This window comes from Paenibacillus sp. J2R1T-4, from assembly GCF_059692235.1.
The window spans coordinates 271,265-284,962 of record NZ_JCAUBA010000007.1 but is presented as its reverse complement, the minus strand read 5'-3'; the positions used below and the strand labels follow the sequence as shown (position 1 = coordinate 284,962).

Genomic DNA, 13,698 nt, shown 5'->3' with positions numbered 1-13,698 from the left:
GAACACCCTTTCATATTTTTTGTCTTAAAATGTTATTTATACCCATTTTGCAGGATACTCCTTCTACTACTTATTGTCAACGAAATTTGATAATGGTTAAAAAGAGGAATCCGCTTTGAAAAAAATTGCTGTACTTAAATCTATTACAGGAAAGATCATTAAAGCACGAAGGATAAAGCAAGGTTTAAGTCAGGAGGATTTAGCTGGCATTTGTGAAGTTGATCGAAGCTACATTTCTCAATTGGAAAGAGGTTTGAATGAGCCTTCTATTAGCAAACTATTTGAGTTGTGTGAAGGATTGGATATGAAGCCATCGGACTTCATTCGCTTGGTAGAGTTTGAATATGACCGAATTAAAGAGAATAGCTAATTATTGACCCAGAATGATACATAGTCCTTCTTCACCTGTAAAAGTATTAAGAATGATGCCTTCAGAACTCGTCAGGATTGTTGGGTTAGAGTTTGACAACCAATCCCATTAGACCAATACAAAAAGACGCTCTGGAACAATCCTGGAGCGTCTAGATTTGTTATATGCCCTACCTGCCACCTTAGATAAAATGTGAATTTTATGTATAATCAAATCACTATTCGTCACGTGTTACTTCAACTACTCATATTCGTGTTTGTGTTCTATTTACTAATTTCACACTCTTGACATCATATTTATTATCACAGATAACGGTAAATTCCTGATAATATGTTGAAAAACTCACTTGTTTATCACCATTCTCTTGTGTATTACTGTCTTTCATGTTTAGATGTAACCTGCTTACATGGTAGTGGATTTCAAGATAAGTTATTATTCTATCCAAACCAATAGAATCCACTACCTTAATTCTATCATCAACTATGTGCTTCTTTAACTTTTCAAACGCCAAGTCAGCACATTTTTTGGCAATCCAAATAATTATCCCTTCTCCCATACTTCCTGCGCCTGCATTATATGTAGAACTTTGTGTTTTCACTATTTGAAACTCAATATCATTTTCTAAGAAGTCAGTTATTATGGGATAAGAAAAATTAAGACTTTCATGCAGATAAATTCTAACATAAAAGCCATCGTTGTTATTTGGTAGTACTGTAAAGAAGCCCTTCACATCATCGCTATTAGCTTTGACTAAGTTATTATCAAGCCAATTTTCAAGCTTTCCTATATAGTAAAGATTGGGTTCACTATAATCATTAGCATCTTCATCATAATTAGGAACAAAGCGATTAATAAGCGATATATCAACAATAAAAGTACTTCCAAATTTCTGAATAGACGTGCTGATGTTATCTCCATTAGAGAGTATAATTGCTGTCCGTAAATCAGAAATGAAATTATCGTCTATATGATCCTTTTTATAATACAAGCTATAAGTGTAATATGTTTTGTATAAATCTACCTCATCGAAATAATAATCGTTAGAGATATTGAAAATAACCAAATGCATAGTAGTCCTCCTTTTTAAATACATACTTATGTAGTGCTATCAGCATTGTACCATTTCTTGGAACTGTTCCCTCAATAAATGTGCTGTGTTTCATTCCACGCTTTAGGAAACTACTATTTGACAAATACAAAACCACCATAGAGGGAAACCTGCGGCGTTAGATGTTTATGTATAAATTTAATTCAGATCATCTATCTCACCCTAAACTGACAAGTTTCTTTAAGAAAATACCCTTCATTAACATATATCGCATCTTCCGATTGTCTTTCGATTACGCCACCATATTCTACGATCTTACCATCCTGCCATACAGTTACTTGGGTTTTATTGAAAATTGACGCTTCGATATGAGCATCTGTCGATAAAATAAATCCTGATTTAAACATATAACTAATTGATCCTCCTTTATGGAAACAATTGCTGTTAATTTATTTTAGTTAACAGTTGCTTTTTCTTTAAATCATATTCAATTGGTGTTATACAGCCTTTTTCCATAAGTTCATGTAGTTCTTCAATTGCTCTAGCATGGCGATTTGTCTTAGTTGTACTTCCAAAAGAATCTATTATTTTTGTTGCAAAAAACGCAACAACTATAAGTTCTATAAATTTAGACGTTATTATATGTGCTACTTGAACAAGTCTATATAAATGTCCCTTAGAGATAACTTCCTTTTGAAAGTTTTCCATGCAATCATCTAATGTAATCGAATAAGCTATATTAAAAGAATAAAAAAAGACATCGATATTACCAAGATATGTTCCTCCATCTTTTAATACACACTTGGTAAGTTCACCATTTTTCTCTCCGTTTTCATTCGAATTAATAATGGATATTTTCGGATTCTTCTTTACTTCTAAAGCTTTTTCAAAATCTGCTCCACTATATAAAAAAGCAAAAATGAAGTGTACAAAAATCATACAAAAAGCCATTACAATTAATATCCAGCCTCTACTGAAAGTATTTTTTTTATCATTAAGAAAACTTTCAATAGCTAATAATGAAAATTTATAAAGGAGTTTAAAAGTCTTTACTAAAAGTATTCCAACCATAGCAATATAAAAATAATATTTATTTGGAAACAGGTGGTCAGGAACATTTGGATTAAAGCTAAATACAACACTTATGATAATTACTAAATAAATAAATCCAAAGATCAACAAAGTTACGTTTAATTTATCTTTAGTTAGTACACTACTGATTTTCTTGTAACTAACTACTTTCTCTAATATTTTTTTTGATATCCAGGGTAACCCAACAAGAAGGAATAATATGAATATGTATAAACACACTTCCCATGTAAATTTCAATTGTTCACCTCCCTGTTAGTTTAGGAATTAACATATCATTTTTTAATATCCCCTATCAAAGCTATCAATCTGTGCTTTTTTATTGGTATGGACAGCAAGAACATCATTACAATCCAATCTTTAACCGTCATAGTTTTATTAAATTTAATCATTGACATAATTCACCTGATAACATTCTTCATCAGCTGAGAGTTTGGCTTATGAAAACCTACAATTTTTTACTATTCAACTGTTTCAATAAGTCCTCTGCAAGTTGTTCAACACTTATAAGCGGTTTTCTATGTATCATTCTATGGCAATTACTACAAAGCAAAGCAATATCCTCTGGCTTCGTAGTATCCCCATCTTTCATTTTGGAAACAAGTTTCTTATGATGTCCTTCTATGAAATCTTGACCTCTCTCACCATAAGTTTGAGTGAAATCAAATTTACATGCTTCACAGAATAAGTGTTTATGCTTTTTAAGGAATGCTTGTTTAGCCTTCTTTACAACTTCTGGCTTTCTTTCTCTAATTCTATGTAATCTATAGAATTCTTTACCTTCTGAATATTCTTGTGATTCATCTACATCTGTTGTATCAAGGATAGAAATTGAGGTATGTGTGAATACAAAATGATTTAAATCTGATCCTTGTTCTATATAGAACTCTCCTTCTGGGATTGGGAAAACTTTCTCAAATTCCTTCTTTAATTCCTTTCTAAAGCGGATACTTTGAAGCTCAATATTTTTATCAGATTGATCTTCATAACGATACTCAGCATCAAATATTTTGTTATTGAATAGTATTTTTACTTTCCTTGCTTTACCTCTAGGAATATAAAATGATGAAGTAGGTGGATTAAATATCTCGTGAAATTCTTTATCAATCCTAACACCATCACTATATTGAGATTTACCAACTTGTTTTAGTAGCTTTGTTGTATTAGTTGGTGGAGTGAAGTTGTCCATGCTAAAATCATCATATATGTTTTGTGAATAACGTATGAGCGCAATAATTATTGGTCTATACAATTCTTCGTTCTTTGTAGTCAGATGATTAATAGCATCTAAAGCTGTCTGGTTGATAAAATATCCCTTATGATCCTCATTTAATCCCAAGTGGTGCAAAATCCCCATAGAGAACCAACCACGTGAATATTCAGCATCCTCAGCTAGCACATGTTCATCAATCCATCTGTTGGATTGACCATTTATTAGACTTTCGTAAAGAACCTTATCTCTTAGATACTCACTAAACTTCTTAAACTCTCTATCTCTCTTCTTGGGCTTAAGTGTGGGAAAGTCAAGTTTAGTTTTACTATCATCCCAGAGTTTATGTATCAGTATGGCATTATCATCTTTTATTAAGTAGTTTGTTTCGTTTCTCATATGTAAAATCCTTAAATCATGTAGAAGGGCATGATGTAATAATGAATCTCTACTTATGTATGCTTTCTTCAACCTATGCTCAATAACTTCCATTGAAACGTAATTGTACTGATTAGTATTATGTTTTTCATAGTAGTAGTCCGTAACATTACTTTCACCTTGATAATCATCATCATTGATAATGATCGCTTTTGCTATAATTCCACCTGTGCCTTTATTCCCTGCTTCAGAACGCCATATGTATACTACATCACCTTCCACTACACTATCTAGGAAGTGTTCTTGGCGAATCGACCATCGTATATGCTTATTGCGTTTTATGTATGCATCTATATTGAAAAATTTGGGGTTGCCCTGGAAAATCCATGTGTTCAAAATATTGACACTCCCTATTCCATTTTACTTTTAAAGAATCTCTCTGTATCTTTATCCTCAAAAATACATAGCAGCCATTCTGAATATAAGCTTATAATCATTTTTTCCAAGTTCCCTTCAGAATGAAATTCATTATTTAGTCACTTTTTAGTAATTTTGTACAAAATACGAACACCTACAGTTTCGACAGTTATAATTTCAAGATCTAAGTTTTGTTCATAATTTATTAATGCGTAATTATTATAATCTCCTTTTTTTACTCCTTTATATTTAACTCCATTGAACCCGATTTCCCTACAACACTCAGAAATATAGTTAGTTAGTAAGTATTCAAGTTTTAGCACATTCTTGTCATGTGGTGACTGTGATAAGTATCTTCCAAAATCACCGATTAAATGAGTTAAATCAAGTATTTTTATTGGTTTTTTTACTCTGATGATGGCTATATCTAGTTCTTCAAGATTTGTGTAGTTTACCTCATATGGTATATATATCTTATTATCAGTTAAATACAGAACCGATGTGCCCACGATATTATATCTACCATGAGAAGAAACGCCAAATGGAGGATCCCACATTTCGGATGGTTCAAACTCTCTACTATTAATTTGTCTTGTTCTGCCTCTAAATAAATAAACTTCATCTAAAGTTATATAGTCATTTTCTTCATACATCCGCATGAACAAATCGTAGAACTTTTCTCCAACGGGATGTTTAAAGGCTAACATAGGATTTCTTTTTACAAAGGACAGGAAGTTTGTAACTTCAATTTTTCGTAAAAATATATTGTACTTCTCTGCGAAATGATTCCAGTCCTCCATGTCTATTTCTAAAAAATCATTTATATCATCAGGAGAAAAAATTCTATTAGTCTTGTCAAAGCAGCCTTTTTGGTAAGTTTTTGTTTCATTATCATATCCATAACCACAACAACTACATCTTAAGAATGGTATTACATATTTTGTATATTTCTCGGGAACATAATGTGTCTCCAAGAAATCGGATACTATCGTCCCTTCGGAATACTTTTTTTCACCTATTTCGGCAACACTTATTCTGTTAATATCATATAATTCCTTAACTATATCGCAATTTGAACAGTAATGAAGATAACGAGAAACATTTTCACCAATCATGACAGCTAAATACTTTACAAGACCCTCCTCCTTTTCTTCCGATATATAATAATCTTCAAACTCAATCTTTTCATTACAAAATGAGCACTTTAGTTTTCCACGATACTTTAAGAAGGTTTCTTCCTGGTATGTCTCAATATAATCTTTTAGTTCATCAACATAAGAAATGATACTTTCCAATGGATTTATATCTAACTCTCTAAAAGTAGAAGTAAGCTCAAAACAGTCAAAACATTTAATTTTACCCATTCTAATCTCCATTTTCCCAATTTCCATTTTATTATACTGTTTCATGACTAAATTAGACTATTTAGACTCTGAGTCGAGTATTCTCTGCTTTAGTTCAAGCTCAACTATGATTGAATTATAAACACGAAGGACTTAACGTATCTTTGACAAGCTTATGGAAAACACCCACATAAACATTCTTAGCTTTCATTGCACCTAGATCAGGATTCATATTCCAGATCTTCTTTGACCCACAAGGAATAATACATAATTTGCTCATTTACGATTGACTCCTTCTTCATTTAGAAGCGTATCTGGGAAGACCTCACTCGCTAAGCCAATTAACAATATTCGTTGATGTTCAACAATTTTCTGCTTATTTAATCCATGAAGCGACCCTATTCTTACAGTCATGAAAATCATATATTCAAACAAAATTGGCACGAGTGCTTCTCATTTGCCAAACAATCTTTTCATCCAAAATGCAAACCACTTAGTACGATATTGAAGTCCAGCTTCACCGCATTAATAAATTTGGATTGAGATACATTCCAGTATGTAATTGCTTCCCATCTTTTTAAAGGATAGTATAAAACACCTATATTGCCAGGGTAAAAATATACACCAATAGCACCAATTCCATCGTTTTCTGGAGTGAAAATGGAATAGCCAAAACTACCTTCTGCCACCGTTCCAAACCTTATTGGGGTTAATGAATTGGCAGGAATTGTTTGCTGTGATGGATATACTGTGGCTTGATGTGCATATTCAAATTTATTATCTTTTGAAAACACAGAAACTGCAGGTTCATCTATTGTTTTTATCATCCCTTCCCTTAGAAGATCATCGAATGAATTAATCATTAACCCAATATTTTTATATTCCATCGATAAAGCATCATTCTGATCAAAGCTCATGTAATCGTTTTTTCCTAGAAATAATTCTTGAAATCTACTAAATGCATCGTAGTCTCCAATCCATGCAATTATCAAATCTCTTTCTACTTTTTTTCCTGAAACCTTAATTATTTCTATTCCATTAATAAGACTTCCCAAAATAAATTCTGTATCACCATTTCCCTTGATGTTGTATTGTAAAAAAGTATCAATCACTTCATCCAGATCATTATTCAAGTTAAACTTTTCGTAAGCAATACTTATGGCATTTTGCGCACGTCCTACGTTCCCTGCAAAGCCGATACATACATCTTTATTAAAAATGATTAGTTTCAATGCCCCACGAAAATTCCCTCTATTTATAGCATTAATATCTGTAATTTTAGTATCAGACATAAGTCTTAATTGCGTTGTGAATTTTTTAGCTATTAAGATACTCATTAATTTCTATCCCACTCCTCACCAGTCTATGTGTGATCTCTGGTTGAATAGTAAAATTATACCACGTATTTTGTCGTATATGTGGGTAAATTGTTATCTTATAGGGACTAGGGACTATCATAAATAGGAATTATCAATTTAAAAAAACACTTAGAAATATAGGCAAAATGCCTATATACCTAAGTGCTATTATTCTGTAAATGTCTGATATTATATTATCGTTGTCTCAATCTGCCCAAACATCATTCATCAAATCTAACATTGTCATTAAAATCAGTTTTTGAAACATCCTTCACATTACCATCATCTTCAGTTACTACAAATTCACCTTCAAAACTTTCAACAATGCCCTTCATAACCGTTCCTATCCCTATATTGTGTTATTCACAAGCAATTCCGTCATTATCTCTATCTAATTTGGAAGCATAACCTGGATCACCCCTACGTAATGGAGCCTTTCCTGCTGCTTTAACCGCAGTACAATTAGCATATACAACATTAGTTTCTTGTTTTTTGGCAGGCGTTGGTGTCAGTATTGCCTTTGGCGTTGGTGTTGGTGTTGGTGTTGGTGTTGGTGTTGGTGTTGGTGTTGGTGTTGGTGTTGGTGTTGGCGTTGGTGTTGGTGTTGGCGTTGGTGTTGGCGTTGGTGTTGGTGTTGGCGTTGGTGTTGGCGTTGGTGTTGTGTTCTCTAATTGTTGCTTCTCACGATTTGTTTCACTCTGCGTTGAATCATTTGACTCTTTAGCGGTTGGTGTACATCCTAAAAGAAATATGAATGATAAACATATCATCCAGAAAGCAAAAAAACCTTTTTTAGTCATGTGATGGTATTACTCCCTATTAATCAATTTTCTTATAATAAATTTAAGCTTTAATTTAATTCCCAAATACTTTTTAAGAATGCTTTATTGGCTATTATTTACAAAAACGTACTTCTTTCTCTAATTTTATAATGTCAACTATGCCCCCCTAAACTCAATATATACCAGCAATACTCTGGTTTTGATCTTAGATGTTTAACTCAAATGCATATACCACAATATGAATTATGCTACCTTGTTGGGTGAATAGTTAAATTATACCATGCAGCTTGTCCTATATGTGAGAAAATTGTTATCTCTTAATAAACTCTGACTAACATTTATAGAATTCAACGTTATATGAAAAAGCACTTAGAAATATAGGCAATATGCCTGCTATCTCTAAGTGCTTCGCAATTCAAGTATTTCTGTAAAATGAGATTATTTAATCATTGTCTCACTCTTCCCAAACATCATTCATTAACTTTTGTATTTTCTTTGTCCTGCTTATTGTTTCAGTTTCATTAGTTACCCATTTACCATTTATAAACTCTACTGCATCCCCAACACTAACATTATCATCTACGTCAGCTTTTGTAACATCCTTTACATTCCCATCAATTTCAATTAAAACAAATTCTCCTTCAAAGCGTTCTACAATGCCCTTCATTAAAAAACTCCCCTTTCTTATTTATTCACAAGCAACCCCATCCTGATCCCTGTCTAGCTTGGTACTATAACCAGGATCACCTCTGTGCAATGGAGCCTTTCCTGCTGCTTTAACCGCAGTACAATTAGCATAAACAACATTAGTTTCTTGTTTTTTGGCAGGCGTTGGTGTAGGCGCTGGTGTTGTTGCTGGCGCTATAGGCGCTTGTGTCGCTGGTATTACTGTAGGCACAAGTGTAGCTGCTGCTGCTGCTGTTGCTGTTACTGTTTGTGCAGTTATTTGCATTCCAACAATTATATCTTTGCCATTAGAAGTAACTATAATATTTCCTTGCTGGTCATTACGATAAGTATTGACTCCCTTATCAGAAAGGCGTTTTAAGACCTCCACAGTGGGGTGTCCGTAATTATTTCCACCTACCTGAATAACAGCATGAGACGGATTGACTGCATCTAAAAATGCTTGACTTGTTGATGTATTGGAACCATGATGCCCAACCAACAATACATCAGACTTCAAGTTAAATCCTCCATTAAGTATGTCATTTTCACTCTTTGATTCTGCATCCCCTGTGAATAGAAATGAGTTGATTCCAAATGTAATCTTGATTACAGCACTCATTTCATTTGCATCATCATACGTGTTAATTGGTGCGATCATATTGACTGTCATTTGCTCATCAAGCTGCAGATCAATTCCTGCCTTTGCTGTGGTGACTTTCAAATTCTTATTTGCTATGGAAGTTAATAACGATTCAAATGTTTTCGTACTAGAAGAAATCTTTGGCATATATATATACTACCTATTTCAAATAAATCTACCACCTTATCAAGACCTCCAACATGGTCAGCATCTGGATGTGTTCCAATTAGGATATCTACTTTCGTTACACCATGCTCCTTTAGGTAATTTACAACACGCTGTTCATCATCATTGTTACCACCATCAATAAGCATTACTTTTCCGTTTGGAGAAATAATTAATTGCGATGCACCTTGTCCAACATCAATGTAGTGAACCTTTAATTCACCTTTAACCTCATCACTTTTTTCTGAGTTTGTATTAGTTTCAGTAATGATTGAATCATTAGTTAGTTTAACATTTGAGTTATCAACATTTGGGTTTAAAACAGGTTTTTCACCTGCCGCTGTCTGAACTTCCTCTTTATTAACCGCAGTAGATGCTGTCAGAGGAGCATTTCTATTAGTACCATTATTATTTGTAATTATTAGAAGTAAAATAAAAATAGCCCATATTGTAGAGAAGACACGCAATTTCGGACTAAATTTTTTCCAAGAGAAAAAGATCATTATATAAGGAACAAACAACCAGCCTATCAGTTTTGCTATTTTCAATTATCAAACCTCTCTCTTTTAATGTTATGTTGGTATACTAGGACTAACTAGTGCATAATAGCATATTCATTCTACACTTAGGATCAGGACATAGCTATTAACAATACTTGTTTTAAAGATAGTAACTTCTAGGACCAAACGAAAAGAAGCCCTGAGGGACTTTTCTGAGCTTCAGACGCTTCATATTAGTTTCTCCTTCAAATCCGCCTTAGATAAAATTGGAGTTTTATATAAGACATTAGGTTCAATGAAGTTGAATTTAACAACAAATTACAAAGACGCCGCAGAACGAATTCTGTGGTGTTTTAAATATATTTGACTTTCAATATAAACAATATCACACCATGTAATGAGTTGTTCATCTAGGGATTAGTTGCATAATGGGCAGCTAGCCCAAGTAAACTCATTTTCTCAATTAAGAACCTATCTGCGCCAAATACAACAATTTCATAATTTCCCTCTGGTGAAAGTCGGACTTGACCCATAGCTGTAAACCTAGCTGGACTGTTTTCATTTACATATCTATCTATGTGATGAAAAAGACTCAGCGCATTGGGACTATTGGCAGAAAACGCTTCTTCAAACTTCACTTCTATAACAGAGTTACCTTTAACTACCGTTAATTTTGCAGATTCTGTATTGTAAGATACGTCTCTAATAATACACCTTCTAATAATTCGAGTCATACCAATATCAGATACTCGAAATGCATCAACATCACGTTTTAATATGTTGGGTGGTCTAATCCCAAGTGCTGAAGCATCTCCATCTGCTTGATTATTTTCAACTGCAGGATTCACTCTGGGTCTAGTAACACTTCCACGAGTAACAGGATTATCTCTTCTTCTGTCAGCTCTCCTTTGTCGTCGATTATCTAATTCTTCCTCTGTTAGCGTTGATTCAAGATAAGCTGCCAATAGTGATCTTTGGATTCGTTCCTCTGGTATAGCAACATTAATATTCCCTGAAGTGATTATAGATGGTCGCCCTGTCAAACGGTCAAATTTATGCAGGCAACTATCATTGTGGTCATCTTTTTGCCAGGTTTTAAAGTAACTTCTCTGCCCTGAAACAAAAACCACTCTTGCAGGACAGCCATTTGTCGGGCAAAATAATTTCCCTTTATAGATACTTAGGTATGATTGAAAATCAATGTCCATTCTATTAAGTTCTTGCACAAAAGTGTTATCTCTAAAATACATTGCAGATAAAATAGACAAATTTACACCTTCCTTCACAATATTTGTGGCAATAATGCAAAGACAGAAGGATATTCTGAAGTCTTGGAGTATATTTAGTAATAGCTGAAATCGATTCATTGAATTAGGTGTATAATAACATAATTCAATCCTCTGTATTCACATTTTAGCCAATATCCTTCATAAAAACGATGAAAACCAAGCTATTGTGGTAGCACACATTAGCTTGGTTTTCATTTTTCCTTCCTCACTCCCTTAAATGGAGTTTTGTCACTAGTTTTCACATTGATAAACCTGCCAGTAGACGTGTCCCTTTCAACATAGTGACCACTAGGAGTTTGTGTTTGACTCCGTCCTTTAACAGCACCAATACGGTAACCTTCATTCGTATTTTTAGCCATTTGTATCCCCACTTCTCTAATTTTAGCAATCGATTAGTACGAGTGCTAAATACATTATATTCCTTATCTGATTTGCTGTAAAGTATGTTTGGGAACATGTGTTTTACATTTGCTTGACCCCATTATTAGGGTGAAAACTTATCAAATATAATAATTCAGAGTCGCATCCTGGGGGTGCATAGCCCCTTCTGCTGAAAAGTTTGTAACTATTTTAATTAATTCACTCTGCCACCTGTTACCATATAAAATAAAGAAAAAGAGCATCACCTGATGCTCCTAAACAATCTACAAATTCAAGTCTATTATCACGTTCTCAAATGTAAAAGCAGATGATATATTTGGACTACCCAAGAATTACTTGACGAAGTCTATCGGTTAAGAACATTTCTACTGCATTCTGATCACCATTTTTAATTTGATCGAGAATCAAAAAAATATCATCGTCTATAATTGGAATTATTGTCCCTCTATGAGCATGATGTGAATCTCTACACCTTGTTATAAATAAATCCAAACCTTCAATAGATCGGCATATGATTATCCCGAATCTACCAGAATTTGGAGAGAATCGCCCTCCCATCTGATCTAGCTCAGGGTTTGTTATATCACGTGAATAGTTTTTACACTCTACAAAAACATAGGAACATGGCACCTGTTTTACAGCGTGAAGCGTATGAAAAAAACCATCTTTTGCAGCATTTTCAAAAGAAATATCAATCCGTTTTCTACCTTCATCTATCTCTTGCTCTTTAACAGGGCATACTAGATTAGGATAGAATAGAAATTCAAGTATCCCCATTATATGATTGTGATATGAATTTGCATCATTTGCTCCAGATGGTATTCTTCTCAAACGATCTTTTAAGTAGTCAACAAACTCTTCTATACTAAAGTTTGAGTCTTCTTCAATTTGTTCATCTGAAATTGGTTTCATTTGATCTTTAACTTGTTGCCAAAATTGTTGGAATATCTGTGGATGAGTTCTTGTGAAATCCCTTAAATACTCTTTTTTAAACGGTTCCAGCTCATCGATTAAGTCTTTCTTAAAGACATTTCTTTTTATTTCTCCATTTTTCAATTGTCTTTCTTTTACTAAAGGTGTTAAAAGTCTTAAATGTTCATTTTGGTGAAAATTTAAGACGAAATGTCTACAATACACTTCTGGTGTATATCGGAATGAGAAGGAAACAGTACCTTTAGGAACAAGTAAAATAACTCTTTCATCAATTACAAGCATTTCAGTCATTTCTGAATGCCACCGCAAACGCCTTGCATCCCAATAATATCCAGATGGTACACCAGGAGTTAGTTGAATTCCGTGTAATCTACACTGATTTTGAGTATATTCTACTAAATGTTTTCTAATTAAATTAGTGGTAAGATCAGATATTTTGTCCTTCCCAACATTATCAACAAAAATAGCAAAGTCCTCTAAATTGTTCACTACCCCATATTCTACAGCCCTACTATTGATTATACTATCGAAAATGGCTGATGCTTCATCTACACCCACACCTCTCCCTCTAGGACGTGTGGTTGAAACCCCAAGGCAAGTTTCGTTAGGTTCATGTAAATATTGAAACAAATCTCTTGCTTGTGTTCTCTGATCAGCGTTCAAAAGACCAATTACATACTGAAAAAAGCTTTGAACGGTTCTATTAGCTGAAACAGCCCAAGGGTCAGGAAGTGTCCCAATAAAATATGGATCGAGAAATAATGGCATGTCTTTTTCAATTTCAATATCAATAAAATCAAGTTCCCTATGACTCTTCTCTAAATGGAATATTTCGCTAATTTTCAAGCCAAATCCCTCCTAAATGATTTATCATATAGTTAAATAATACCATTTAACAGAAGGGTTTAATATGTCGAAAATTGTCGCTTAGAGAGGATTTTTCATCAGAAATCTAAACTGTATTTTATTTACTTTAATTGTAGGCTATGTTAAATTGCATTGTTGATATTTGATTATAACGAACAGCTTTTGCTCGTTGACCTAACGGCAGTAATGGTTCGAAATTATTTTTAGCTGCAGGAAAATATTGGTTGGAAATAGAAGATAATCATGTTTGATTTTACAT

Annotated in this window: 13 protein-coding genes; 1 reads left to right on the top strand and 12 read right to left on the bottom strand. The window is 33.4% G+C overall.

The window, feature by feature from the left end; translation table 11 throughout:
* Nucleotides 1–115: 115 nt before the first annotated feature.
* Complete coding sequence (locus AC58QD_RS14775) at nucleotides 116–370, top strand: helix-turn-helix domain-containing protein (protein ID WP_497334467.1); 255 nt, start codon at nucleotides 116–118, stop codon at nucleotides 368–370.
* Nucleotides 371–614: 244 nt separating this feature from the next.
* On the opposite strand, the gene AC58QD_RS14770 is transcribed toward AC58QD_RS14775, so the two are convergent.
* The 12 genes from AC58QD_RS14770 to AC58QD_RS14715 form a co-directional block, all read right to left on the bottom strand.
* Nucleotides 615–1,439, bottom strand: a complete 825-nt coding sequence (locus AC58QD_RS14770; RefSeq protein ID WP_497334465.1) for a hypothetical protein — start codon at nucleotides 1,437–1,439, stop codon at nucleotides 615–617.
* A 191-nt stretch (nucleotides 1,440–1,630) separates the two neighbouring features.
* Nucleotides 1,631–1,825: a hypothetical protein gene (locus AC58QD_RS14765; RefSeq protein WP_497334463.1), complete on the bottom strand. Its 195-nt coding sequence runs from the start codon at nucleotides 1,823–1,825 to the stop codon at nucleotides 1,631–1,633.
* A gap of 37 nt (nucleotides 1,826–1,862) precedes the next feature.
* Nucleotides 1,863–2,747 (bottom strand): SHOCT domain-containing protein, encoded by an 885-nt coding sequence (locus tag AC58QD_RS14760; RefSeq protein ID WP_497334461.1) that lies wholly within the window; start codon nucleotides 2,745–2,747, stop codon nucleotides 1,863–1,865.
* A gap of 208 nt (nucleotides 2,748–2,955) precedes the next feature.
* The gene (locus AC58QD_RS14755) at nucleotides 2,956–4,491 is read right to left on the bottom strand and encodes an HNH endonuclease (protein ID WP_497334459.1); all 1,536 of its coding nucleotides are present in this window, start codon (nucleotides 4,489–4,491) and stop codon (nucleotides 2,956–2,958) included.
* Between the two features lie 140 nt (nucleotides 4,492–4,631).
* Nucleotides 4,632–5,876, bottom strand: coding sequence for a hypothetical protein (locus AC58QD_RS14750; RefSeq protein WP_497334457.1), 1,245 nt, complete (start codon nucleotides 5,874–5,876; stop codon nucleotides 4,632–4,634).
* Between the two features lie 452 nt (nucleotides 5,877–6,328).
* The gene (locus AC58QD_RS14745) at nucleotides 6,329–7,192 is read right to left on the bottom strand and encodes a hypothetical protein (protein WP_497334455.1); all 864 of its coding nucleotides are present in this window, start codon (nucleotides 7,190–7,192) and stop codon (nucleotides 6,329–6,331) included.
* Between the two features lie 380 nt (nucleotides 7,193–7,572).
* Nucleotides 7,573–8,013: an excalibur calcium-binding domain-containing protein gene (locus AC58QD_RS14740; RefSeq protein WP_497334454.1), complete on the bottom strand. Its 441-nt coding sequence runs from the start codon at nucleotides 8,011–8,013 to the stop codon at nucleotides 7,573–7,575.
* Between the two features lie 436 nt (nucleotides 8,014–8,449).
* Nucleotides 8,450–8,662: a DUF3006 domain-containing protein gene (locus AC58QD_RS14735; protein WP_497334452.1), complete on the bottom strand. Its 213-nt coding sequence runs from the start codon at nucleotides 8,660–8,662 to the stop codon at nucleotides 8,450–8,452.
* A gap of 21 nt (nucleotides 8,663–8,683) precedes the next feature.
* Nucleotides 8,684–9,451: an excalibur calcium-binding domain-containing protein gene (locus AC58QD_RS14730; RefSeq protein ID WP_497334450.1), complete on the bottom strand. Its 768-nt coding sequence runs from the start codon at nucleotides 9,449–9,451 to the stop codon at nucleotides 8,684–8,686.
* Complete coding sequence (locus AC58QD_RS14725) at nucleotides 9,406–10,017, bottom strand: MBL fold metallo-hydrolase (protein ID WP_497334448.1); 612 nt, start codon at nucleotides 10,015–10,017, stop codon at nucleotides 9,406–9,408. Before AC58QD_RS14725 ends, AC58QD_RS14730 begins: the two co-directional genes overlap by 46 nt.
* 362 nt (nucleotides 10,018–10,379) lie before the next feature.
* Entirely contained in the window at nucleotides 10,380–11,237 is an 858-nt protein-coding gene (locus AC58QD_RS14720) for a hypothetical protein (RefSeq protein ID WP_497334446.1), read from the bottom strand.
* 723 nt (nucleotides 11,238–11,960) lie between these two features.
* Nucleotides 11,961–13,418: a DUF8370 family protein gene (locus tag AC58QD_RS14715; protein ID WP_497334444.1), complete on the bottom strand. Its 1,458-nt coding sequence runs from the start codon at nucleotides 13,416–13,418 to the stop codon at nucleotides 11,961–11,963.
* Nucleotides 13,419–13,698 lie beyond the last annotated feature (280 nt).